Genomic DNA, 25,818 nt, shown 5'->3' on the forward strand with positions numbered 1-25,818 from the left:
TAGGCAGTATAAATGAAAAATCTTTATGAGATTTTAGCAATGATCAGATCAAGACCAGCAATGTATTTAGGACAGCGTTCTTTAACTGCGTTAGACGGCTTTATTGGTGGCTATTCTTTTGCTCTGGGGGAAAATGGGATCTTTTATGGAGAAGAGACACCTCCTTTTACACAGTTCAACGACTGGGTAGCTCGATATTATAAATGGTACGAATCAACAGCAGGATGGAAAAATATCATTCTCCGAGAAGTTGGAGACGAAGCAAAGGCATGTGATGTATTCTTTGAACTCTTTGAATTATTCAAGCAACGGTTTCCTGTACTCAAGTATCGTGTTTTCTTAAATCCAAACCATAAATCTACCGGAGCTATATATCGACGTAGATGTATAGATGGGATAGAAAAAGAATTAGATCCACCTAAAGAAATTAGAATAGTGCAATATACAACAGATTCTGGCTTTTACCGTTTCGATATATCACAAGCGGGAGAAATTTTAGAAATTGGCTATTTTGAGACAGTAAGGTTAACTATGGAAGAAGTTAACAGAGAGTTTCAAGTTTCTTTGGATGAGTGGGAAGCCTCAAATAGTATTTAATTATCTTAAACTCATAAAAGAATAATTTTAACACGATATCATGCTGATTCCAAAATTAGCGTTTAAGCAATTCTTTATTTGAAAAAATTGTTAATGTGTGGGACAATCTTCTAAATATATGTTGCTACACCAAAGGTAACAATATTTCAAATTTTGTACCTATACCAATCTGTGAATGGAAATTTAATTTTCCACCATGTCTCACGGTGATAATTCGATAACTTACTGCTAAACTAGTATTCTTACTATTCTTTGTTTCAAGAGAAAAAGACTCTATAATTTGCTGTTGCAATTCTTGAGATATTCCAGAACTATTGTCAGCAATGCGAATTAAGATCCAGCGAGAATCTGGTGCATCTGGATTGCTTGCTTCCTGGGAAATAACTTCTGTGGTAATCTCAATTCGGGGTTTTTGAACAGTCTTTGTATCATCTAGATGCAACTGCTGTCGGACTGTTTCATTGAGTAAAGTATCTACAACTTCGCTGAAAATATTCATAAAAACCTGATTTAATTGCCCCATAAAGCAATATACTGGAGGTAATTGACCGTAGTATTTTACGATTTCAATTTCTCCTTGAAGACGGCTATTAATTAATAAAATAATACTATCTATGCAGGCATGTAAATCTGCTGGTTTTGGATAAAGTTCATCGATATGACAGAAGTTTTGTAAGCTGGTAACGAGTTTTTTTAATCTTTCCGCTCCAGTGCGGATACTAGCAAGCGATCGCGACAAATCTTGTTCTAAAAAATCAAATTCAATCTCTTCTTTAAGAAGATTAATTGCCTGGGAAGTTGATGGTAATTCTTTTTCATAAGCTGCTATCAGCTTGAGTAAATCTTGGCTGTAGTTTGAAACATAAGTTATATTACCCCAAATAAAACCTACTGGGTCTAAAATTTCGTGCGCTATGCCGTCTACCAAACGTCCCAGATTTGCCATTTTATCATTTTGAATCATTTGGGCTTGGCTGCGTTCATACCGCACCAGATTGTCAATTCCCCGAATTTGCCAAGAAATAATATTCAATTCTTGTACATCTAACAATCTATAAGCACCAGATTCTGTGTGTACTACAATTGGTTCTGCTAATAATTCTGGCGATCGCTTTAAGCTAAGTTGCATCGCAGTTAAAATCGATGTTGTATCAGCAAGGAGCAACATCGGTATCCGCGCATAGCTGTAGAGAACGGCTAATGGTTGTTGAACAAATAACTCTTGTCCAAAGGGACGAATCAAAAATTCCAGCAGTCGTCGCCGCGAAATCATCCCAATAAAGTTTCCCTGTTCTACCAAAATTACTCCTGGTAACAGGGGATATTTTTCCAAAAAATTAGCCACTTCCATACCAGTGCGGTTGATTTCCACTGGGAAGTTGTACATTGGTAGTTCTTGGAGGGTTGACTCTAAATCGAGATCGCGATCGCTACCAAGAGACAAAAATGGCGGTAAGATTGGGCAACTGAATTCTTCTGGCACTAGACACCCTGATTTTTACAAAGACAGGTAAACAATAAGTTAATATTTTACATTCTGCCACCTCTAAATCATGTTTAGGTTTAGGTATCTAGTCAAACTAAGCTAATCCTTATTCATTTTTCCAGAATGATTCGCTTGTAGTAAGCGGCTCCAGCCCTGCTTTTATGCAACTTAAATGCTCGTTAGCCTTATACAGCAGGCGCAAAAATCCAGCTACCATCTCAATTAACAAACAAGGGCAAAATCTCTTGTCTTAAATGCTAACTTTCACAATTACTGGCAAGAGCGATCGCAAGCTAAACTAAAAACAACCTTTACAAAAAGTGCAAAGGTAGCATTATCACCTCTGCAACCAATCCATCCACCGCCCTCACCCCTTTCACCGATCATACCCAGCTTCCTGAGTCTGATGGCACGTTTGTGTTCGCGAAGCGTGCCGGAGGCAAAAATTGGCAAGAGCATCCCCAAATTCTCCCTACAGCCCTTCTCAAGACAGGAGACGCTCTTGCGTTCGGGCATCCTACGGCAGGCGTTAGCCTCTGGCAATGTGAGAAGGGGAGACGATGCCGCGCAACGAGCGTCATTACGAATTATAAATTAGGTAATTATGAATTAAAAAGGCCTGGTGTAAAAGAGTCATCTGTGGCTTAATTTGTTTAGACACAAATTTTACTGCTACCAGGGTAATCACGATGACAAATAGACCTCCTTCCGAACCGGAGTCATCCCAAAGAACTGCCCTTGGCTTTGATGAATTTATAGCCATTCTGGTTGCCTTCACCACTATCGGAGCGATTCTTTTTTGGTCATTGTCTGGCAGATATTCTAACTGGAACTTAAACGGGCTGCTGTCGCCTTCTTCCACTCCATCTCCTAGCGTTCAACCAAATCAAGTATTGCCCTCCCCTACTCCCAAGGTAGAACCAAATGCAGTCCCTAGATTCAACGTTTTGCCGTCATCTCCACCTGAGACTGTTATTGAACCCACGACACCTTCATTCCCAACTAACAGCGCAACTCCTTCCCGTGCAGTGTTACCATCTGCTGAGGTAATTCCAACTCAATCCCCACAACCACAGACGCCTGTATCTTCTTCAACAGGACTTGAGTCATCAATTACATCATTAGCATTGCCTTTAGTAACTCCGGCAAAACAAAAATCTATTATTCCGCCGCCAATTGCATTTAACGATGTGCCCAATAACTTCTGGGGTCGGCGTTTTATAGATGTTCTTTCTTCCCGTGGTATTCTCAAGGGGTTTCCTGATTATTCTTTTAGACCAAATCAGCCTGTAAACCGCGCCGAATTTGCTGCTATACTCCAAAAAGCCTTTGACCAAGAACCGTCTAAGACCGCGATCGCATTTCAAGATGTACCAACAAAATTCTGGGCAACTCCAGCAATTGACCAAGCCATCAGTGCCGGATTTCTTACAGGCTACCCTAAAAAAACCTTCAAACCACAACAAAATATTTCGCGAGTGCAAGTTTTAGTTGCCCTTGTCAGTGGGTTGAATTTAAAACCACCCACTTCCCCAAATCAGATTTTAAGTGTCTATAAAGATGCTAAAGATATTCCAACCTATGCTATCAGCAAAATAGCCGCTGCTACAACTAATGGTCTGGTAGTTAACTATCCAAATCAACAAATTATTGCTCCTAACAAAGTAGCTAGTCGGACTGAAGTGGCAGCGATGATTCATCAAGCTTTAGTAAAACGTGGCAAGTTGGAGGCAATTTCATCTCAAAACATTGTGCAGCAGCTACGCGTGTCTCCAGGACTTTCGCGCACTCCAAAGCACAACCTAAAAGGTAACTTGTCCGCAGGAGGCTCGTCTCAGTGAGCTTGGTAGGGAAAGTGTTCAACAAATAGGCAGAGGAACTGAGGAGAAAGATTCTTTATTGCTCCCCTACTCCCTTGCTTGTTGGCTAACCCATTGCAGAGAATTCAAAATTCAAAATTAGATATTCAAAAAAAATTCTTAATTTTGAGAAAAGTCTGATCTAAGGCTTCCTCAGATCAGAACAGAGCGTGATTTTGAATTAAAGCATTAGCGTAGCGTCTTTGCAGGAGAAGCCATAGTTAGATATTAAGCTTCTGGAATTTCTTTACCAACTACTTGTGATTTCAGAGTGGTGATTTCACTAGTTAACTCTTTCCTGGTTGAGGCTTTGAGTAAATAGCGGTAAACAAACCAGGCAGAATAACCAATACCGATCAACTCAAAAGTAGGTGCTACCAAGGGGATATCATTCAAAGCATCTAATATTGCCAAGAGTACTTTAACCCCAACAATTGATCCCACAATTAAACCAACAGTCACCAGGGGTTGCTTATATTGATTAAAGAAGCTTCCCAGATATTCTGGTAATGTTGCTAAAAAGCTAGAAATTTGCTCTCCGTATTTTAGCCATTCGTCTTGAGATTGTGCGGGGGGCTGGAGTTTGGTGATGGTTCCCGTTTGGCTGTTGATATCTGTCACTGTACCCTCTTTGGATGTGCTTTCTGTGAATTCTTGTTCTGGCATTTTCGCTCCTATAAATTTGACAGTTGAGTTTTTCTGATCTGGATAATTACAACCAAAAGGCTGTTGATTAGGTAATGCACAAGTGCATCAATAGAATTAGGTCAAGGGCAGAAAAGGGTTTTAGTATTCTATAACCATAATTGCCCCGTAATATCTACTGCATCAACTACAAGGTAGAAAGTCAGTAGGAGGATAGAACTCAGAAGGATGTTGTATTATAATCGGCTTTCTGAGTTCTTTTTTTTGAATCAACTGGAATCCTCCGGTTGTGATTATCCCATTCCGTGTCATTTGCTCATAATCGTACTAAATCTAAGTACAAATTATGCAAAAATCAGTCCACCTCTCATTTATATAAGCCTAAAAGCCGATTTTATCTGATATTAAAGCTATCTTAAGCCGCCTTCGTCAATTAACGCATTCGTATTGATATTAATACGTAATAACAGTTTTTGTGTGTTCATATAGACTAGATTTTAGAACTGTTTTATGATATGTGTGCCTGGGGACTGGGGAACTCGGGGCGCTCTCTGGGGATAAGGGGCAATGGGGACTGGCCAGACATGGAGGAAGAAGTCTCTAACTTGTCTCCTCCCAATGCCCAATACAACTCTTCTCTACGAGAGGCTGCGCCAAGGAGAGGCTGGCGCTTAGGGCGTAGCTATGTCGCAGGCTTTACGACTACGCTCAGGACAAGCTCAGTACAAGTGCCCAACGAATGTCAAAGCTTTTGTTTTTTTCCTGATTGTATTAATTTTCTAAAGAAGCAGTAAGGTAGAGTAGTGGCGTACCTGATGCCAAGAACTCATTGCTATAGCAATCAAAATTTAAATGTGAGAAAATACGGAGATTAAAAGTACCTATTTATAAACATTTCAGCAATTTTATCTCTCACGAATGATTTAAAATTGCTATATCAAAACCACTTATACTATATAAGGTTATGCTAATTATTTAGTAAGCAATGATTTGCTATTGCTATAAAAGAAGATAATCTAGATATTAATCATTAATGAAAGTGTTTGCACAAGCTAGACTGATTTAGTGATTTTTGCGGGAAGGCAAGGAGATTTAAGGAATACTTTCCTCAAAAGCCAACCCCTATCGACAGCAGTTCAGAAAGCAAAAAAGTGTTAGCCGAAGAGCCATCGACAGACGAACTCCCGACCATAGAATTTCCCTCACGAGGGAAACTCAAAGCCAGTTCTTGGCGCATCCATCAAAAAATTGGCTATGGGTACTTTGTAGCTATCGGAATTGGCTTTTTTGGCTCACTGACTGGGTTAGTGATTGCCAACTACTACCGAGGAAGAGAAGTCAGGCAATTCAATCAAGCCTATGAACAAGGACAACTACTGAGTAATTATAAAGATGCAGTAGTAGGGGCGCAATTGCATAGCTCTAACCTAGTTGCTGTATTGGAAAATTCACAACAGCTGCAAAGCAAAAAAGCCGATTTTCTGAAAAATGTTGAAAAAGCCAAGCAACTAGAGTCAAAAATTGCCGGATTCATCGATAGTAAACCTAAAAGACTAGCAGCAACAAGTTCGATTTTACAGACGTTATTGCTGGATTACAAGACTAATTTAAAAGCTTACGTTGACCAAATAGAGGTCGTCTTAAAGGAAGTTGACTCCCAGCAAGTGCAGCCTCAGCAGATTTCCTCTGCCCGATCGCAGTTATTGACAATTATGCGTGGTGAAACAGCCATCCGGCTAGACCAGCTTTCTCAAAGCTTGACTAACATCCTGCAAACTGCTGAAGATCAAGAGCAAGAAAGGCAAAAAGCTGTTGAAGAGGCAAAAGTAGTTGAGCGATTCATCGTGATTATGAGTATGCTGGTTTCGGTGGCGATCGCAGCCATTGTAGCATGGCGTACTAGTCGGGCGATCGCTGAACCAGTTATCACTGTCACCCAAGTAGCGGAGCAAGTTGCAAGAAAATCTAATTTCGATTTGCGAGCTCCAGTCACCACTGAAGATGAAATTGGCCTACTCGCCAAATCTCTAAATCGTCTGATTGAGCGAGTATCTGAGCGCACAAAAGAACTACAACAAGCTAAAGAATTAGCCGAAGCTGCTAGCAAAGCAAAAAGCGTATTTTTGGCCAATGTCAGCCACGAATTACGCACGCCATTAAATGCAGTCATTGGTTTAAGCCAACTTCTAGAAGACGACGCCACCGATCTTGGTTTATCGGGAGACTTTATCACAGACTTAGAAACAATTAACTCTGCTGGTAAGCATCTACTGCACTTAATTAACGAAATCCTCGACTTGTCAAAAATTGAAGCGGGGAAAATGACCCTCTATCCAGAGACATTTGAGATTGCAACCCTGATTCATAACGTTGTCCTCACAGTCAAACCGACTATAGAAAAAAATGCCAATGTCTTAGAAGTACATATTGATCAGCAACTTGGCATCATGTACGCCGATCAAACCAGGATGCGGCAGGTGTTGTTAAACTTACTAAGTAACGCCGGCAAGTTCACTACAAACGGCAAGGTGATGCTAGCAGTCAACAGAGAAAAGGATGAATTCCGACTGGAGGCTCCTTTGGGCATCATTACTTTCACCGTTACCGACACAGGCATAGGTATGTCTCACCGTCAACAGCAGCAGTTATTTCAACCTTTTACACAAGGAGATACCTCGACTACGAAAAAGTATGGAGGTACGGGACTGGGGTTGGCAATTAGCCGCCACTTTTGCCAGATGATGGGTGGTGAGATTATTGTCAAAAGTGAACCGGGAGTTGGCTCTACTTTCACTATTCGTCTACCAATGACTGTGCAGGATTGAAGGAGTTATTGAAAACCTGAAACCTAGATTCCCCCTTTTTAAGGGGGGAACCCTAAACAGCCAACTTTTATAAGGGGGTTGGGGGATCTCTTGTGCGTAAGTCCTAAATTGTTTAATTGTTGAGAATCCTCTCCTAAATTAAGTAATGATACTTACCCTCCCTGTATCCAAATCGTAACGACCTCCGACGATTTTCAATTTGCCCGACTGCACCTGCTCAGTTAAAAGCTGCGATCGCTTTAACCGTTCAATTTGATGTTGTACATTTGCAACCACAGCATTTTCAACCGCGTCACCCGACTGATTCTTGACCTTTTCCACTGCTGGTTTAATTGCCTTCACAAAAGTACCAATATCACCGAGTAACGATTGGTTTTGTACAGCGGCTGTTACTGCCCCACAACGCTCATGACCCATCACCATCAGCAGTGGAGAACCTAACAAGACAATCGCATATTCAATACTGCCGATCGCTTCAGAGGTGGCAATATTTCCGGCAATCCGAACATCAAAGATGTCCCCAATGCCCTGATCGAAAACAATTTCTGCGGGGACTCGTGAATCCGCACAACTGAGAATAGTTGCAAATGGATGTTGAGCTTGAGCAACTTCCTGCAACCGCAGCGCAGATTGATCGGGGTATTGGGGTTGATGCTGAACAAACCGCTGATTTCCCTCCATCAGTTTTTGCAATGCTGCATCGGGATTGAGGGATTCAGGGGAGGTTGAGGGTATTTCGGCAGCTTTAGCCTGTTCCACCCGCCAGAGGAAATCGCTGGTAGATAGCATCATCCCAAACGCTCCAGTCATTCCCAACTTCAAAAAGTCACGACGTTCCATGAAATGCTTCATTGAATTTCTAACTCTCCTACATCGACGCTACACATCTTACAGAGCGAATTTCCATCACATCGGAAACGTAGCAAGTACCTCCGAACTTATTCAGGAGTGGTTTGATATTTTCGACAACACGCTTGAGTTCTTCTGGCATACAAAACGCGAGGATGTAAACATTATCAAGCATAGTCATGTCTAAATCTTCTGTCGTTCCTCGTAATCCTTTACCAGCAACATTTCGGATTACGGCATGATTATGTACACCCGACTTGTCTAAACTATCTAAAATTTTGGCAAGTTCAAAGGAGTTGGCGATAATTTCTATCTTTTTAACTACGTGCATATTATTACCTCCAAAATAGGTTAATTCCGTAGAGATATAACGGAATTCCCACAATAATATTGAACGGGAATGTCACTGCTAGAGCAGTAGAAACATACAGGCTGGGATTTGCTTCTGGAACAGTCATCCGCATCGCCGCTGGGACAGCGATGTAAGAAGCACTGGCACACAATACAGCGAATAACAGCGAATCTCCGCGAGGCATACCGATAAATTTGGCAATCACCAACCCAATGCCTGCATTGAGTATTGGAATTAGTATGGCAAATGAAATCAGGAAAACTCCGGTTTTTTGTAAGTCTTTAATTCTTCTAGCAGCGATCAATCCCATGTCCAGTAAAAAGAAGGTGAGAACGCCATAAAACAACCCTTGAGTAAAAGGTTCTAATACGTGCCAACCGCGTTCTCCTGTCAAGACACCTATTAATAGACTACCGACTAATAGAAAAACTGAACTATTAAGAAATGCTTCTTGCAAAACTTCCGGCCATGAAAAGTCCCGCTTGCCATCGGCGGTGAATATATTCACCAAAATTAGACCAACTATAATAGCTGGGGATTCCATCAGGGCAAGAGCTGCCACCATGTAACCATCAAAAGTAATGCCAAGCTCAGTCAAAAAAGCGCTAGCCGTGATGAAGGTGACGGCACTGATAGAGCCGTAGGTTGCAGCGATCGCACCAGCATCGTAAGTATCCAGTTTCAACTTCAGTATAAAAAAGGTGTAAATTGGAACAACACAAGCCATCATCATTGCTGCTGCGAGTGTTAGAACTACTTCCTGAGTAATGCCGCTTTTGATTAGTTCTACCCCTCCTTTAAAACCAATGGCAAACAGCAGATACAACGAAAGGAGTTTGGGCACTGGTGCGGGAATTTCTAGATCAGACTTGACAAAAACAGCAGTCATGCCTAAAAAGAAAAACAGGATTGGCGGATTTAAAATGTTGGATACAATTAAGCTAACATCCATATCTACCCCTGTTTATACTGGTAAAACCTGCAATTAAAGAAATTTTTCATCTTTAAAAATTTAACGGTTCAATCATGATGTATCGTGTATTGCTACCCAATGTCAATTGGGTACTCAAGGAGTGAATAGTCCTATTGGTGACAATACTCTCCGTTAGGTATTGCAGCGTTTTTCATTTCAATAAACCACGGGCTAGGGAACATTGCCGTATCCCTACGAAAATCTGTAGTTCAATTAACTGAAAATAGCTGTAAGCTCTGTTGACAACAGAACAGTGAGAGCTTGCTCACCATGTTTTGAGGTTTGATTCCCTGTCGCTGATTTTACGACAGAACGCGCAAGAATAACTAGTGGCTAACTTTTCTTTGGAGAAAAGTTAACGTATTGTTGGGGCAATTCATGAATTGCTCCTACACAAACCTTGCTAAATCCCAGTATTATTTTGATTTACAACAGTTTGGTAAACCCCGCTTGCTTAAAATGACGGTCAGATGTTAAGGCTTGAGTAATCCCTTCCTGTGTCATCACCGCAAAGCTAATACAGTCAGTTAGCCCCCAATCTTTATCAGGACGCTGGCTGTATAACATCCAACCTTCATCTAGCAATTTTTGGTCAAAAGGGATGATTTGCACACTTTCAGGACTTACGCATCGTACATAAGTACTACACGCAATTTGGGTATAAAGCCATGTTTAGTAGCCAGCGATCGCTTTCTATGCCAATAAATTAAAGTTATGCGAAGTGCCTGAAACGAGCAAATATCATAATGCACATTATGGTTAATTTGTACAGTGCATAAGTCCTATGATTGACAAAAGGCAGTTTATTTTAACCTCTCACCGATGGATTTTTTCGTGCCAAATTTTGATTGCCCCAACATCATTTATGGGCAAGTTGGTAAATCAATAAAACACGCTCTGCAATATTTCTTTACAACGTGTCCTGTTTTGCGCGTATCCCGGCTGAACCCCTTTAAGAGGATGTTTGAAAAGTCCTCTTGTCGATATCAAAAGTTCTAATTATCTCTAAATCCCCCTTAAAAAGCGGAACTTTGATTCCGGTTCCCCCCTTTTTAAGTGGGGTATAGGAAATATAAAAGTGCCTAAAGTTATAGCAAAACACTTTTCAAACAACCTCTAAATACTCTACTGAGAGAAATAAATCAGTAGAGTATTTTTATAGGAGCCTGATGTCTTGACTTGAATTTTGGGAATTATTATAGGAACCGCCAAAATCCATTGTAAAACAACATTCAGGCAAGTAATAGTGTCTAAATTAATTGTTCGTATCCCAGAGTACAGTATTACCAGTTTAATTTATGAAGCTACTGCCACAGTAATTTATCGAGCATACTGCAAAGTTAACGGAGACTCAGTTGTGATCAAACTGCTCAAAGCAGAGTATCCTACTGTCAAAGAGATTGCTCAGATCAAGCACGAATACGAAATTATCCAAAATCTGAATATTGCAGGTGTAATCAAAACCCAAAAATTAATCAATTGCGACAATGGGTATAGTAATGGTCTAGCAATGGTTTTAGAAGATTTTGGCGGAGAATCCTTAAAAGATCAGATATCTACTACAGGGTTTGAACTCAGAAAATTTCTCAACATCGCCGTTCAAATTACTGAAACATTAGGAGAGTTGCATAGTCACCACATTATTCATAAGGATATTAAACCTGAAAACATTCTTTATAACCCCAATAGCGAAAAAATCAAACTGATTGACTTCAGCATTGCTTCGCTGCTGTCAAAAGAAAGCCCAGAAATCACTAGCCTCAACCTCCTAGAAGGAACGCTGGCTTATATGTCGCCAGAGCAAACTGGACGCATCAATCGAACCTTAGATTATCGTACAGATTTTTACTCATTAGGCGTGAGTTTTTACGAAATGCTAACGGGTCGGCTCCCGTTCCAGAATGTTCAAGATCCAATGGAGTTGGTGCATTGTCACATTGCGAAAATTCCAATGGCTCCTGAGGAGATTAATCCTAATATACCACTGGGAATCTGTGCGATCGCCATGAAACTCCTGAGCAAAAATGCTGAAGATCGCTACCAAAGTGCTTACGGGTTAAAGGCTGACCTAGAGAAAGCAATGCTTCAACTGGAAACAAAAGGAAGGATTGACCTTTTTAGCTTAGGTGAGCAGGATTTTTCGCATCAATTTCAAATAGCTCAAAAACTTTATGGTCGGGAGGTAGAAGTGGCAGCTCTTATGGCTGCCTTCGAGAAAGTTAGCCTTGGTTCGAGTGAAGTTGTGTTAGTAGGAGGATACTCAGGTATCGGCAAATCCTCACTGGTGAACGAAGTTCATAAACCTATTGTGCGCCAACGAGGTTACTTCATCGGTGGCAAATTTGACCAACTCAAGCGAGATATTCCTTATGCTTCTTTGATTCAAGCATTTCGAGAATTGATGCGACAACTGTTAACTGAAACCCAAGTCAGAGTTGAGGTTTGGAAAAATAAATTGCTACAAGCATTGGGAGTTAACGGCCAGGTCATTATTGATGTTATCCCAGAAGTAGAACTGATTATCGGGCAGCAAGCGCCTGTACCGCAGTTGGGTGTTACTGAGTCTCAAAACCGTTTTAATCGGGTATTTAAGCAATTTATTCATGCCTTTACTGCTGTAGATCATCCCTTAGTACTGTTTTTAGATGACCTGCAATGGGCAGATGCTGCCTCTTTGAAGCTGGTCGAGAATTTGATGACTGACCTAGAAACCCAGTATTTATTGATGATTGGGGCTTACCGAGATAACGAAGTTAGTCCTACCCATCCGTTGATATTAATGCTAGAGGCAATTCGAGTATCTGGGGCAACGGTTGAAGAACTGCTCTTGAAGCCATTAGCAGCACCTCATATTACTCAACTGCTTACTGACACATTCAATTGCGAATCATCTCAGGCAGAACCTTTAGCTGATTTGCTACTTCAAAAAAGCCAAGGTAATCCCTTTTTCTTGACTCAGTTATTAAAAGTATTGCATCAAGATAATCTCTTAACATTTAATTACGGTTTAGGTTTATGGCAGTGGGATATTAACAAAATTGAGTCACAAGCCATTACCGATAATGTAGTCGATTTAATGGTGAATAAAATTCAGAGACTGTCAGAATCAACCCAGCAAGTTTTACAATTAGCTGCTTGTGTTGGTAATCGTTTTAATTTAGAAATTCTAGCAGTAGTAAACGAAAAATCTGCATCAGCAACAGCAGCTGATTTATGGTCAGCTTTACAGGAGGGATTAATTCTTCCCTTGAGCGATACTTATAAAATTCCTCAGTTGTTGAATCAGTCGGAATTGGCAATATACTGTGATAATGCGGTACAAATTGACTATAAGTTCTTGCACGATCGCGTTCAGCAAGCTGCTTATTCTTTAATTCCAATCGGTCAGCAACAACAAGTACACCTGAAGGTTGGAAAGTTACTATTACATAATACTGAAAAAACTCAGTTAGATGAGCATCTTTTCGAGATTGTCAACCATCTAAATGCTGGAGAATCATTGATTATTGAACCAGCAGAAAGATATGAAATGGCGGAATTAAATCTGAAATTAGGTCAACGAGCAAAATCATCCTCGGCGTTTGTAACTGCCCTGAAATTGTTGAAAATCGGGATAAATTATTTAAATAAAAATAGTTGGCAAGATAAATATTTACTGACATTAAATTTATATTTACAAGTTGGAGAAGCAGAATTTTTAAATGGAAGATACGAACAAGCTTTGCTGATTTTTGAGCAGACTTTCAGCCAGGTTAAAAATACTCTTGATATGTGTCGAGTAAATGAATATCGGATTATGTGTTATCGCATGGAGAATGACTTAAACTCCGCTTATGAAATTGGGTTAAACACCTTGAAGATTTTAGGTTTTGAGTTTACAGCTTATCCTGATGATGCATATCTGTTGGAAAAACTTAATCAAACAAAGAAAGTTATTGGCGATCGCTCAACTTTTAGTCTGGCAGAACTACCACAAATGCAAGACGAAGAAAAGTTAATGGCTCAACGCATCTTAAAAGAAGTTTGGCCTATTGCTTACTTTTTAGGATCTAAAGCGTTGCACGTTACATCTATGAATTTGACTCAACTTTCGGTTCAGTATGGCAACTCACCGATTTCAGTATTTGGCTATATGCTGTATTCCTTCAACTTAGTATTTCAATATGGTGAGGTAGATTCAGGTTATGAGTTTGGGCAGCTTTCTCTCCAACTCCATGAAATTATGAGAACGAAGGAATTAGAAGCGAATATTTTGAATATGTGGGGAGGTTTAATCTGTCATTACAAAGACCATATTAGCCTGGCAAAACCTTATTTGTTAAAGGGATTTAATAGCGGTTTAGAAACAGGTTCTTACCAATGGTCTGGTTATTGTTCAGTTAATTTTTTATGGCAATCTTTATTTGGGAATGAATCTTTAGAAAAAACCGCAGAAGTAGCCGAAGATTTTATTCCTACCCTCCGCAAAATTGACAAAAATATGTTGAACTACCATCTGCTGGCTATGGAAGCGATCGCTAACCTAACTAAGCCAGCAGGCAAGATTGACGAGCTTGTTGGAACTTGGGCAGATGAACAGCAAGTGCTAGAGTTTGCGTTGGCATCTTCTGATATGTTGAGTGCATTTGTAGTTTACATCTATAAACTTGCGCTTTGTAACTGGTATGGAGAGTATACCAAAGCTGTTGAGTATGCAGAGAATGCAGAAAAATTTGTTGGGGGATCACGAGGAATTTTTATTAATCCTGTTTTCTACTTTCACCAAAGTATTGCTTTGGCAAGAGCTTATGGTGAGGTAGATACAACAACTCAAGCCATTTATCTGCATAAACTAAATGTCAACCTGGAAAAATTCCAGCAATGGGCAATGCACTGCCCAACCAATTATCAACACAAGTTCCTGCTGATTCAAGCTGAAATTGCCAGGATTTGTCAACAAGATTATCAGGCAATGGAGTTGTATGACAAGGCGATCGTCTCTGCTGCCGAAAACGGTTATTTACAAAATGAAGCCTTAGCAAACGAACTCGCATTTCGATTTTACTTGGCCAAGGACAGAAAAAACCTTGCCAAAGTTTATCTTACAGAAGCCCGCTATCGCTATCTGAAGTGGGAAGCGATGGGTAAAGTCCAACAACTAGAGGAACAATATTCTCAATTTTTTACAGATACAGCAGCAGAAACAACTCTTCGGGGCACTGCTACAAACTCAATCAGAGATACTTCTGAAGCTAAAACCCAAATTCTAGATTTAAGCACAGCGATTAAAGCATCACAAGCACTGTCGAGTGAGATGGAGCTAAATCGGCTGTTGGAGAAGATGATGACAATCGCGATCGAGAATGCTGGTGCCCAAATGGGTTATCTACTTGTTAAACGGGAGAACCAATGGCTGATTGAAGCTGAGGGAAACGTTGATCGAGACCAAGTGACAGTGCAATCATCCAGCCTGGTTCAAGTAAAGCATAAACTACCAGTTTTGCTGATTAATTATGTTGAAAGAACAAAAGAAAATTTGGTTTTAGACGATGCTAGCCACACAGAGCGTTTTGCCAGTGACAACTATATTATTGCCAATCAACCCAAATCAGTTTTGTGTTTGCCTTTCGCTCATCAGGGTAAGCTAACCGGAGTTCTTTACTTGGAAAATAACCTTACCACCGGAGCCTTTACCGCAGAGCGACTAGAGGTACTGAACTTATTGACTTCACAAGTTTCTATCTCAATAGAAAATGCTCGGCTCTACACAAATTTGCACATATACTCCCAAGAGTTAGAGATTTCGGAAACACAAGCGCGTGAGAAAGCAAAGGAGCTAGAGCAGACGCTCGCTGAATTGAAGCTCACCCAGTCCCAGATGGTGCAAAGCGAAAAAATGTCTAGCCTGGGGCAGTTGGTAGCAGGCGTTGCTCACGAAATCAATAACCCAGTCAGCTTTATCTACGGCAACCTTACTTATGTCAATAATTATATCAAAGACTTGATGAGTGTAATACAACTTTATCAGCAGCAAAACCAGAATTTACCACCTAAAGTTCAGAATGAAATAGATGCAGTTGACTTAGATTTTTTGATGGAAGACTTACCTAAGCTGTTGGCTTCAATGAAAGTGGGAACTGATCGCATTCGCCAAATTGTATTATCTTTACGAAACTTTTCCCGCCTAGACGAAGCTGAAGTCAAAGCCGTTGATATCCATGAGGGCATTGATAGCACCTTAATGATTTTGCAAAGTCGGCTTAAACCCCAACCAGACTCTCCCGGAATTCAGGTAATACAGGAGTACGGCAACCTGCCACCCGTAGAGTGCTACCCTGGGCAACTGAATCAGGTATTTATGAACCTGATCGCTAATTCAATTGACTCTTTGGAAGAATTTAACAAACATCGGACTGATGCAGAGAGAATACGTCGCCCAGGTATTATTACAATTCGTACTACTGTTAAGGGTGATCTTGTTGTCATTCGTATTGCTGACAACGGTTCTGGGATCTCTGAAAATATCCGGCAGCAACTCTTCACCCCCTTTTTTACTACAAAACCTGTCGGTAAAGGAACTGGTTTAGGGCTATCTATTAGTTACCAGATTGTAACTAAAAAGCATCAAGGACAGTTAGAATGTGTATCGGTTTTAGGACAAGGGGCTGAATTTATTATCTCTATCCCCCTTCAGGGAAGACTAAAAGCAAGAAGTGTCTAATCTTTACCGCCACTGATTGCAATTACAAATTACGAATTAGTAATTAGGGGTTCAGCCGGGATACGCGCAAAACAGGACACGTTGTAAAGAAATATTGCAGAGATTGGATTTACGCACTATACAAATTAACCATAATGTGCCTTATAATATTTGATCGTTTCAGGCGCTTCGCATAACTTTAATTTATTGGCATAGAAAGCGATCGCTGGCTACTAAACATGGCTTTATACCCAAATTGCGTGTAGTACTTATGTACGATGCGTAAGTCCTGACTTTTTAAAAGTCGCAAACTGTTGATGAAAGCAACTGTCTGAATACGGCTAACTGGTGTACACAGAGCATCTGCAACCTCCAATAGTACAAACTCAGTTGTCACCAAAGGCGTTTCTAAGCGCAAAAGTCTATCCATTACCTCATTTGCCTGGTGATGAAGATTATCCCTAACATTAAGAAGGGCAATCTAGGCAGTTGTGTCTACAAAAACTTTCGTCAAGGTTATGATTCTCGCTTTGGCATTCCATAGAGATAATGGTCATGCTGGTGTGTCAAATCGCCAATATCTGTATCAACTGCACAGTTTTTAATCAACTGCCTTAGTTTATCCCAATCTGAGTCTTCTGGCGTTACTGACTGAGGTGTGTGGTTTTCTTCGACAAACACGATTATAACTGACTGCCCCTCATGCCCTTCAATTGGTTCGTTAGGATGAACCACACCGTTTTGGAATGTGCCTTTGACTGACAGCATAGCTTTTTCTTGCTTCTACATAAATCATGATAGAGTACCATTCTGGTTAAGAATATTCCCACACAATCTTTATTGACCAAGTTTCGTTAGGATATTGTAACCTGGGCAATAGCAACTCTCTATTGATGTGACGCCAGGTATCGCTTTTTCACATCCATGACAACAACCATCGACTTTCTTAGTCACCTTAACCCTAGCCAACGTCAAGCTGTCGAACATTACTGCGGCCCGTTGCTAGTTGTTGCTGGCGCAGGTTCCGGTAAAACACGAGCGCTGACTTATCGGATTGCGAATCTGATTCTGAAACACCGCGTTGATCCAGAAAATATCCTGGCGGTTACTTTTACCAACAAAGCCGCACGAGAGATGAAAGACCGGATTCAACGGCTGTTTGCGGAACAACTGGCAATGAAACAACACGGTAAGCGTTTTGATTTGTTGACAGAATACCAACAAACGCAATTGCGATCGCAAGTTTACAAAAATACGATCAAAGATTTATGGTGTGGCACTTTCCACAGTTTATTTTCTCGCATTCTCCGCTTTGATATTGAAAAATATGTAGACGAGAAAGGACGCCGTTGGAATCGCAATTTTTCTATTTTTGATGAATCAGATGTAATGACTCTGATCAAAGAAATCGTCAACAAACAGTTAAATTTAGACGATAAAAAGTTTGACGCCCGCTCTGTGCGCTACGCTATTAGTAATGCTAAAAATCAAGGTTTATCGCCCCAAGAATTTGAGCAAGATCAACCCAATTATCGCGGACGCGTGATTGCCCAAGTCTACAATTTATATCAAGATAAGTTAGCAGAAAACAACGCTCTCGACTTTGATGATCTAATTCTCGTACCAACTAGATTGTTTCAGCAAAATGAGCAAGTATTGGGTTACTGGCATCGGAAGTTTCGCCATATTCTCGTAGATGAATATCAAGATACCAACCGCACTCAGTATCAACTCATCCACTTATTGGTTACTAATGGCGAAACCAGAAAGAGCGAATGGGAATGGGAAAATCGCTCAGTTTTCGTTGTCGGCGATGCAGATCAATCCATTTACAGCTTTCGGATGGCAGATTTCACCATCTTACTGGGATTTCAGGAAGACTTTGGCGATGGCTTGGTAGATGATGACACCCGAACGATGGTTAAGCTGGAAGAAAACTATCGTTCTTGTGAAAACATTCTGCAAGCAGCTAATGAACTGATTGAAAATAACACCCAACGGATTGATAAAATCCTCAAACCGACACGGGGGCCGGGTGAGCAGATTACTTGTCACAAAGCCGATGAAGAACTCGCAGAAGCGGCATTTGTAATCAATCAAACTCGGACTTTAGAACAGCAAAATCCAGAGTTAAGCTGGGGTAGTTTTGCCATACTTTATCGGACAAACGCCCAATCTCGCCCTTTTGAAGAATTGTTGGTAAAATATCAAATTCCTTATACAGTTGTGGGAGGAATGAGATTTTACGATCGCAAAGAAATTAAAGATGTCATTGCCTATTTAAGAGCGATCGCTAACCCATCTGATACAGTCAGTTTATTACGAGTCATTAATACTCCCCGGCGGGGAGTTGGCAAAACCACTATTGATGCTTTGGTGAATGCCTCCCAACAATTAGGGACAACTTTGTGGGAAATACTCAGCGATGAAACATCAGTTAATACATTAGCTGGACGGGCGACAAAAGCTGTAAATAACTTTGCCGCAATGATTAGCCGTTGGCAAGGACAAATCGGCACGCTTCCGGTGACTGAGGTTTTGCAAGGAATACTAGAAGACTCTGGTTACGTTCAAGACTTGATGAGTCAAGGCACAGATGAAGCCACAGATCGGGTACAAAACGTCCAAGAACTTTATAACGCCGCACTGCAATTTCAAGAAGAAAACGAAGAGGTTTCCCTTCAAGACTTTCTCAGTAGTGCCGCCCTCAGTTCCGATTTGGATAACTTAAAAGAAGGGCAAACAGCCGTTTCTTTGATGACTTTGCACGCTTCCAAGGGTTTGGAATTTCCCGTAGTATTTTTGGTGGGATTAGAACAAGGGCTGTTTCCCGGCTACCGATCGCTGGGCGATCCCGCATCTTTGGAAGAGGAACGCCGCTTGTGTTATGTGGGGATTACTCGGGCCCAAGAGCGGTTATTTTTATCACACGCACGTGAACGTCGTTTATATGGTTCTCGTGAACCCGCGATGCGATCGCAATTTCTCGACGAATTACCAGAAGAATTATTATCTACCAAACACCTGAGTCGTCAAAGTTATACCAAAAGTGCTTCTACTCCTAATCGGAAACAAGACGCAACCCAGAATTGGCAAGTGGGCGATAGAGTATTACATAAAACCTTTGGGCTTGGTGAAATCACTCATGTTTTCGGAACGGGTAATAAGATGTCTGTGGCTATTAAATTTTCTAGCTTGGGACAAAAAATTGTTGACCCAAGAGTAGCGCAGTTGCAACGAGTAGAGTGATACAGCCACAGAACCCCGACTTATCAAATAAAGCGGGGTTCTTGTTTTTTATATTTCAATTACTTCAAAGTGTTCAACAGTGGGAAATGGTTCATAAAAATGATGCAGAAGTTTTTTCCACTCTTGAAACTCAGCAGAATTTCTAAATCCAACAGTATGAGATTCTAAAGTTTCCCATCTGACAAGTAATAAGTATTTAGCTTTGACTTCTATACATTTATGCAATTCATGGGATAAATATCCATCCATTGAAGAAATAATTTTAGAAGCTTTTCTGAAAGTAGCTTCAAAATCGGATTCTAGACCAGGTTTGACATGAAGTATAACTGCCTCAAGAATCATAAACTTTTGCGTTGATAATTAAATTAATATTATTTAGTGTAAGGTAAATGCGATGTCTATGCACACACTTTATTGAATTAAAACTAATTTTTGAGTAAATAGATAATCGCAGCAAAAAACTCCTCATAATGTCCTTTAAAATCAGTTTCACTGAAGCCTAGAATTAAGTCTTGTCTATCTTCCTCTGTGATTGTGTTGATGATTTCCAATATTGGCTCAAGAGCTTTTGCGCGTAAATTTTTCAGCTTGTCAATATTGAGTCCGAGTTTATCAATTGTTGTTTCAGCAGCTAATTGCTTTTTTAAATTATTTGTCGCCAGTATTTGCCCATCATCGGTATACTTAAAGAACTCCTCACAATTCGCATTTATGGGTGAAACCATCAGATCCTCATCGTACCAATGATCTTTCTTGCTCCCACAGTGCAGAGGTTCTTTACGCTCTCTTTCTTTTTGGCATGAAGCTAACATATTTGCGTATTCCAGCCCTAGCTCAGTATAAGGATATCTAGGTTTTAGATGTTCAATATGGCTAATCTCCTTGGTAATACGCCTTCCACAATAGCAACAGATAAAACCTTGCTCTTGCAATAAGGAATCATGTACATCGGTTTTCTGTGGTTTGCTGAAGTTGTCCCAACTTGGTTGCCAATCCTTATTTGTTAGTTTTTTCCAAACGGTAAAACTTTCTGGCTCCTCGCTTTTTTTGATATATTTCACCGCTTCAAAATCTCTTTGCGTCGAATAGATACACTTGCTTTTACTAATTCTGGTTCATCTTGTCCAATAATGTCAGCAATTTCCTGAGATAATTGCCTAGCACCATCAAGATTTCCTTCATCAATGAGTCTAAATAACTCATGTAAATGATCTTTAATTTCCTGTGGACGTGCTGGAACACCCATTAAGTCTTCTAGTATTCGATTGCTATCTCTCCCAAAGGAACTTTCTGGTCTTTTAGCAACAACACCTTCGTCTGTTTTTTCTAGAATATAAATTCCTTCCGGCTTGACTTGGCTAATAACCTGGGGCGAATGGGTGGTGACAATAAATTGGCAATTAGGGAATGTTCTTGTCAAAGCTGGAATAATTTCCCGTTGCCATTTGGGGTGTAAGTGTAGTTCAATTTCATCAATTAAAACAACACCACTACCTTGGAGTGGATCTGGTAAACTAGGGTTAGCGATCGCCAATCGTCTTGCTAAATCTCCCACCATAGCCAGCAAGCATTTTTCCCCATCAGATAGCTGATTGACTATAAGTTCCTCACCTTGTTTTATTACAGTCATTCTTAAAGGAGAACGACGAACCCGTAACTTTGAGAAACTAGGTATTAATGAAGATATAGCTTGTCTAACTGCTTCTAACTGTGAATCTTGGTAAGCACGATTGTCTCGTAGTAACTCACTCTCTAAATCTTCTCGGTTTCTAAACCATTGGAAAAAAATCGCAAAGTCATTTCTGGTGCCTGTAAGCGCTTTTTCATAAGCATCTATTTGCTTAAACTGAGTTTTATTTGGAATCTCTAGTCTAATATCAAGAACTGCACGATTGACGGGATAGTACACTGCTAGAGGTAGGTTGTATTGAGGCTCATTTTGCCAATGACGCCAAATTGCATTAGCAGCAGACTTTATCATTTCATGCATTGAATCTTGAGATACCCCATTACGACTTCGAGATATTTCCCAATTATCTTCTCCTCCACCTAATAAAATCGTAATATCCAGTCTTGTTAATATATCTTTATTAGAAATATCTAGTTCACTAAATACTCGTACTTCATCTTTTGGAGAAACACCTCCAATCCACTCCATAAAACGGGAAAGTAAGAGGGAAAGAGCATCAAGGATGCTAGACTTACCTACACCGTTGATACCGATAAGCACAATAGGTTCAGTGACATCGAACTCAAGCGTCAAATCACCGATTCCACGGAAGGATTGCATTTGCAAACGCTTGACTTTCATAATAATTACGCTGATTTTAATTGAATAATACCTTTATCAAAAACACGATTATCAGTAGCGATCGCACTTATTTCTATTCTATCTTTATACACCTCATAAGAGGCAAAACTTAAATCACTCGTGGAATACTCTGTCCACTCGGAACGTCCTACAGGACGATTGCCTGCACCTGCGCCACAAATTAAATAAGTTGTACCATCAATAGCACGAGTGCGTTCATAACTGTGTTCGTGACCATTGATGTAAAGTTGAACGCCGTACTTTTGAAATAGAGGAGTAAAAGTTTTAATAAAACCTGGATTATTCCCATACTGACCCGATGAATAAATCGGATGATGTCCAAACACCACTTTCCAAGGAGCATTACTAAGACTTAATTCTTTTTCTAACCAAGTTAACTGGTTTTTCCAATCGGCATTACTGTTAGTATCTAAAGCGAAAAATTGTACTTGATTCCGTTTAAATGTATAGTAACGTCCTTTCATATTAAAGCCGGTATACTTGACTTGTGGATCACCATTGTCAGTACGAATATCGTGATTACCTAAACAAGCCTGAAATTTTACATCTTGCTTGAGCAAAACTTTGTAGGGACGCTCAAAAACTTCGCCAATTTTTTCAATTTCGCCGTTATTGTAAATGTTGTCTCCAGCTAAAACTACTAAATCATAAGGATTTTTCTTGTGATACGCATTCATTGCCCCAGCAACAGCATACTGTCCTTTAGCCCCAGTCCCTGTATCTGCAACAGACACAAAACGTAATAACAAGTCTTTTTTGGGTGGATTGGCGGCTATAGCTGTTGTTGAATCAGTAATATCAGCACTTTGATGATTTTGATCAGCTAACATCCAACCTAAAAATCCTGCACCAATGGCGCTGAGGCTACTTAAAAATAAAAATTGACGGCGTTTCAGGTTCATAATTCACCAAATTTAATAAATAGTCAGTTCAGCAGAAACAGGACTTACGCAAAATCATGATAAAACGAACCGCAAAGGACGCATAGACACGAAGTGGCTTCCCGCAGGGTAGGACACAAAGGAATAAGAGTTTCACAGAGTTCTTGCGTAAGTCCTGAGAAACAATGAGCAATGAAGTGATACATTAAGGCAAAAGAAGGCAGCACCAGTAATAATGTACGTTGTTTGTCTTTGATTCGCTGCTTTTGGTGAAAGTTCCATGTCACAAGACAATCAGTCAAAACCGAGGAATGAGCAGGTAACTCAACCTCCCCAAAAACCTTACCAGAGAGTTCAGCCATTTTGGAAGGCTAAAATTATCCAACTTCTCCAAGGGACGATTGGGGTTTTAGAAGTAACGGTTGAGAAACTGGAGACTGCACCCCCACCTGGTACTGAAGAAAAACCCAGTTTTTTCCAGCAACTTCAGTTGCGATGGGGTGGACTGTTAAGGACAATCCGCTTGTTTTTACCATCAAATTTGTCAACAAAGTTATCAGATACAGCTTTGACGGGAATTGTTACTGGAATTGCTGTAATTCTCGTTTGGACAACGGCGACTGTCTTTACTGGTAAACCTACTGAAATAGCAACAGTTCCACCAGTTGAGGAGGTTCCTGTACCTACACCAATAATAACTACTCCACCGGAGTCAGTCGCACCAGAACCACAGCCGCCACAGCCGCCAGAGGAAATTACGCCGCCGCCAGAAGTACAAACTCCGCCACTACCAACGCCGGAAGCGGAACCAGAACCAATTCCCACACCAACTCCGACACCAACCATAGAATTGACACCAGAACAAGCCTTGATTGCGGCTATTGAAAATCAGGTAGCTGAAACTAGCGATCGCATTGCCTCTGGTCTGATAAAGTCAATTCAAGCCAACTTCCGCACTAGCAATCTTACAGTTAAAATTAGCAACGATTGGTACACTCTCAAGGAATCTCAGCAGGACACACTAGCTGCAAAGATATTACAACGCTCTCAAGAACTTGATTTTACCCATTTAGAAATTATTGACTCCCAAAATAGGCTGATAGCGCGTAACCCAGTTGTCGGTACTGAAATAGTGATTTTTAAACGGCAAACTACAAGTTCAAATAATTCGTAATGTAAACACTTTATTAGGATGTTTAACTTCAAGTATTTATGTTAGACAACATTTCGCTATTGCTCCAAGCTTGTGAAAACTTAAACATCAGCTATGAAATTATTCATCCTGCTCAAAACTTAATCAAAATAAAACTGAATAGTAAACAGCATTATTTTTGTAACCATAGCACTCCGTTAATTAATCAAGCAGTAGCATACCTGATAAAAGACAAGGAATACACTTACCATGTTTTAAATAAAAAAGTTAAACTTCCTCGGACAGTAGGTTTTCTTTCTCCTTTCTGTGACACCCAATATCAGATTTACTTAAAATTCTCAACTATTCAAGATATCGTATTAGAAATCAAGGAAAAGTTTGAAACACCTGTGATTGTTAAAAGGAATTCTGGTGCAAGCGGCCATAACGTCTTTTTATGTCAGAATCAACATGAAATTGAAACTGCTTTAAAAGAAATTTTTAATATCAATTTTAAAAATTATGATTATGTTGCTCTTGCTCAAGAATTTATTCACATTAAATCTGAATATAGAGCGATTTTCTTAAATAAAGAGTTAGTTTTGCTCTATGAAAAAGATATAAGTAATGCAAAATTTGTGGGTAACCTTAGTCCTCTGCACTGGAATGGTGCAAAAGCAAAGTATATCAACGAGCCAAAAATATTGTCAGAGATTGCTAATTTTGCTAGACCAGTTTTAGAAGAATTAGACCTTGATTATGCTGGTTTAGATATCGTCTTAGATGGAGATAACCAATATTGGTTGATTGAAATCAATTCTCACCCAAACTATAGTATTTTCACTAGAGACAATGGCATGGAGCCTGTGTTGAAAATTTTTGAAAAAATGCTAATTAGCCTAACCTCAAAATAAAAAATTTAATACTTCGGTTATCTAATTCATGACTCTGCATAAATTAGTTGCATCTATGGCAATAATATTTGCTCCTGCTTTTGCGATCGCACCAACGTGGTTAAACTGTGGTGTAATGTACACATCGTATCCAGCTATTAATTGCTTCTATAGCCCAATAATCAATACTTGCACCCTTTCTTGCACGGTGCTGATGTGATTTGGCAAATCAATACGCACACCAATAGCACCATTATTTACAGCAGCTTGTGCTAGCGGCTTCGGCGGCGAGGAGAGCATCCCGCAGTCCTATTGTGCCCCTACACCTCGCAATATAATGTTTTACCTCATCTGAATGGGAACCGCTATAAGCATTTTCAATCATTAATGGTAAGAGGGGGCTGAATGCAGGGGAAAAAGTTTGTTTTGATTATGTACTAACCAACAGTTTAAAACGGTAATACAGCATTATGCATCGGATAAGTAGCACATCAGGTGGATGGAATCAGTCAGAGGGTTTAATTTTTCTAGAACAAACTCCAGCGCCTTTGGTGTTGATTACGGCTGCTGATACCGACATTCAAACTTTGGCAGCTGCGGTGACAAAATTACCTGCAAGCTTTCCGGCATTAAGAGTCGCCAATCTGTTGCAGTTGCAGCAACAATTAAGTGTAGATACTTATGGAGAGCAAGTTTTGGAACTTGCCCAAGTAATTATTTTGCGCCTGTTAGGAGGACGTTCCTACTGGGGTTATGGCTTAGAAGTAGTGCAGGAAATTGTACAACGTAATGGTAGAACCCTGATTGTAATGCCAGGGGATGACGCTTTTGATCCCGATTTAATCTCCCTGTCTACCGTGCCTTTGGGTGTTGTTAACCAGGTATGGCAGTATTTTAGCGAAGGCGGCGTAGAAAATTTCGTTAATGCTCTCCAATTTATCTCTGACACTTGCCTGTTAACTGCATACAATCCCCCGCTACCCCGGCCAATTCCGCGTGTGGGATTGTATGAATGGGGAGCAGGGAGCAGGGAGCAGGGAGCAGGGGAGCAGGGGAGCAGGGGAGC

Annotated in this window: 19 protein-coding genes and 3 pseudogenes; 9 read left to right on the forward strand and 13 right to left on the reverse strand. The window is 40.3% G+C overall.

What is annotated here, in order from left to right:
* Window positions 1-12: 12 nt before the first annotated feature.
* Entirely contained in the window at window positions 13-597 is a 585-nt protein-coding gene (locus Q0541_RS19425; RefSeq protein ID WP_298913786.1) for a hypothetical protein, read from the forward strand.
* A gap of 124 nt (window positions 598-721) precedes the next feature.
* Here Q0541_RS19425 and Q0541_RS19430 read toward each other — a convergent pair whose 3' ends face one another.
* A complete protein-coding gene (locus tag Q0541_RS19430; protein WP_298913789.1) occupies window positions 722-2,080 on the reverse strand; it encodes an ATP-binding protein in 1,359 nt (452 codons plus the stop codon).
* A 339-nt stretch (window positions 2,081-2,419) separates the two neighbouring features.
* Between Q0541_RS19430 and Q0541_RS19435 the strand changes: the two are divergent.
* A pseudogene (locus tag Q0541_RS19435) lies at window positions 2,420-2,566 on the forward strand (Uma2 family endonuclease); the annotation flags it as partial.
* Between the two features lie 206 nt (window positions 2,567-2,772).
* Window positions 2,773-3,924 (forward strand): S-layer homology domain-containing protein, encoded by a 1,152-nt coding sequence (locus Q0541_RS19440; RefSeq protein WP_298913792.1) that lies wholly within the window; start codon window positions 2,773-2,775, stop codon window positions 3,922-3,924.
* Window positions 3,925-4,170: 246 nt separating this feature from the next.
* On the opposite strand, the gene Q0541_RS19445 is transcribed toward Q0541_RS19440, so the two are convergent.
* Window positions 4,171-4,608: a CAAD domain-containing protein gene (locus Q0541_RS19445; RefSeq protein WP_273769015.1), complete on the reverse strand. Its 438-nt coding sequence runs from the start codon at window positions 4,606-4,608 to the stop codon at window positions 4,171-4,173.
* Window positions 4,609-5,738: 1,130 nt separating this feature from the next.
* On the opposite strand from Q0541_RS19445, the gene Q0541_RS19450 reads away from it, so the two are divergent.
* Window positions 5,739-7,412, forward strand: coding sequence for an ATP-binding protein (locus tag Q0541_RS19450; protein WP_298913798.1), 1,674 nt, complete (start codon window positions 5,739-5,741; stop codon window positions 7,410-7,412).
* Between the two features lie 138 nt (window positions 7,413-7,550).
* On the opposite strand, the gene Q0541_RS19455 is transcribed toward Q0541_RS19450, so the two are convergent.
* The 4 genes from Q0541_RS19455 to Q0541_RS19470 form a co-directional block, all read right to left on the reverse strand.
* Complete coding sequence (locus Q0541_RS19455) at window positions 7,551-8,252, reverse strand: carbonic anhydrase (RefSeq protein WP_298913851.1); 702 nt, start codon at window positions 8,250-8,252, stop codon at window positions 7,551-7,553.
* A 28-nt stretch (window positions 8,253-8,280) separates the two neighbouring features.
* Window positions 8,281-8,592 carry a P-II family nitrogen regulator gene (locus tag Q0541_RS19460; protein ID WP_298913801.1) on the reverse strand — a complete coding sequence of 104 codons (312 nt, stop codon included), beginning with the start codon at window positions 8,590-8,592 and terminating at the stop codon, window positions 8,281-8,283.
* Between the two features lie 4 nt (window positions 8,593-8,596).
* Complete coding sequence (locus Q0541_RS19465; protein ID WP_298913804.1) at window positions 8,597-9,565, reverse strand: sodium-dependent bicarbonate transport family permease; 969 nt, start codon at window positions 9,563-9,565, stop codon at window positions 8,597-8,599.
* Window positions 9,566-10,012: 447 nt separating this feature from the next.
* A complete protein-coding gene (locus Q0541_RS19470) occupies window positions 10,013-10,198 on the reverse strand; it encodes a hypothetical protein (protein ID WP_298913807.1) in 186 nt (61 codons plus the stop codon).
* Window positions 10,199-10,832: 634 nt separating this feature from the next.
* Between Q0541_RS19470 and Q0541_RS19475 the strand changes: the two genes are divergently transcribed.
* Window positions 10,833-16,286, forward strand: coding sequence for an ATP-binding sensor histidine kinase (locus tag Q0541_RS19475; protein WP_298913810.1), 5,454 nt, complete (start codon window positions 10,833-10,835; stop codon window positions 16,284-16,286).
* Window positions 16,287-16,464: 178 nt separating this feature from the next.
* Here the strand turns inward: Q0541_RS19475 and Q0541_RS19480 are convergent, their stop codons facing one another.
* Together Q0541_RS19480 and Q0541_RS19485 are read right to left on the reverse strand one after the other, a co-directional pair.
* Window positions 16,465-16,695, reverse strand: coding sequence for a hypothetical protein (locus Q0541_RS19480; RefSeq protein WP_298913813.1), 231 nt, complete (start codon window positions 16,693-16,695; stop codon window positions 16,465-16,467).
* Window positions 16,696-16,781: 86 nt separating this feature from the next.
* Window positions 16,782-17,033 carry a hypothetical protein gene (locus Q0541_RS19485; RefSeq protein WP_298913816.1) on the reverse strand — a complete coding sequence of 84 codons (252 nt, stop codon included), beginning with the start codon at window positions 17,031-17,033 and terminating at the stop codon, window positions 16,782-16,784.
* Window positions 17,034-17,189: 156 nt separating this feature from the next.
* On the opposite strand from Q0541_RS19485, the gene pcrA reads away from it, so the two are divergent.
* Window positions 17,190-19,514, forward strand: coding sequence for a DNA helicase PcrA (gene pcrA, locus Q0541_RS19490; protein ID WP_298913819.1), 2,325 nt, complete (start codon window positions 17,190-17,192; stop codon window positions 19,512-19,514).
* 48 nt (window positions 19,515-19,562) lie between these two features.
* Here pcrA and Q0541_RS19495 read toward each other — a convergent pair whose 3' ends face one another.
* The 4 genes from Q0541_RS19495 to Q0541_RS19510 form a co-directional block, all read right to left on the reverse strand.
* Window positions 19,563-19,856, reverse strand: coding sequence for an antibiotic biosynthesis monooxygenase (locus Q0541_RS19495; protein WP_298913822.1), 294 nt, complete (start codon window positions 19,854-19,856; stop codon window positions 19,563-19,565).
* Window positions 19,857-19,939: 83 nt separating this feature from the next.
* The gene (locus tag Q0541_RS19500) at window positions 19,940-20,575 is read right to left on the reverse strand and encodes a retron system putative HNH endonuclease (protein WP_298913825.1); all 636 of its coding nucleotides are present in this window, start codon (window positions 20,573-20,575) and stop codon (window positions 19,940-19,942) included.
* A complete protein-coding gene (locus Q0541_RS19505) occupies window positions 20,572-21,825 on the reverse strand; it encodes an AAA family ATPase (protein ID WP_298913830.1) in 1,254 nt (417 codons plus the stop codon). The genes Q0541_RS19500 and Q0541_RS19505 overlap by 4 nt, the downstream gene beginning before the upstream one ends.
* A gap of 5 nt (window positions 21,826-21,830) precedes the next feature.
* Window positions 21,831-22,748 (reverse strand): metallophosphoesterase, encoded by a 918-nt coding sequence (locus Q0541_RS19510; protein WP_298913833.1) that lies wholly within the window; start codon window positions 22,746-22,748, stop codon window positions 21,831-21,833.
* Window positions 22,749-23,007: 259 nt separating this feature from the next.
* On the opposite strand from Q0541_RS19510, the gene Q0541_RS19515 reads away from it, so the two are divergent.
* Together Q0541_RS19515 and Q0541_RS19520 are read left to right on the forward strand one after the other, a co-directional pair.
* Entirely contained in the window at window positions 23,008-23,901 is an 894-nt protein-coding gene (locus tag Q0541_RS19515; protein ID WP_298913836.1) for a hypothetical protein, read from the forward strand.
* Between the two features lie 38 nt (window positions 23,902-23,939).
* Window positions 23,940-24,773 carry a RimK family alpha-L-glutamate ligase gene (locus Q0541_RS19520; protein ID WP_298913838.1) on the forward strand — a complete coding sequence of 278 codons (834 nt, stop codon included), beginning with the start codon at window positions 23,940-23,942 and terminating at the stop codon, window positions 24,771-24,773.
* Between the two features lie 45 nt (window positions 24,774-24,818).
* Here the strand turns inward: Q0541_RS19520 and Q0541_RS19525 are convergent.
* Window positions 24,819-25,052: pseudogene (locus Q0541_RS19525) on the reverse strand (hypothetical protein); the annotation flags it as partial.
* Window positions 25,053-25,222: 170 nt separating this feature from the next.
* Here Q0541_RS19525 and Q0541_RS19530 point away from each other — a divergent pair.
* Window positions 25,223-25,818 (forward strand): annotated as a pseudogene (locus tag Q0541_RS19530) (cobaltochelatase subunit CobN); the annotation flags it as partial.

The sequence above is a fragment of the uncultured Nostoc sp. genome, from assembly GCF_937863485.1.
Classification (GTDB): Bacteria; Cyanobacteriota; Cyanobacteriia; order Cyanobacteriales; family Nostocaceae; genus Nostoc.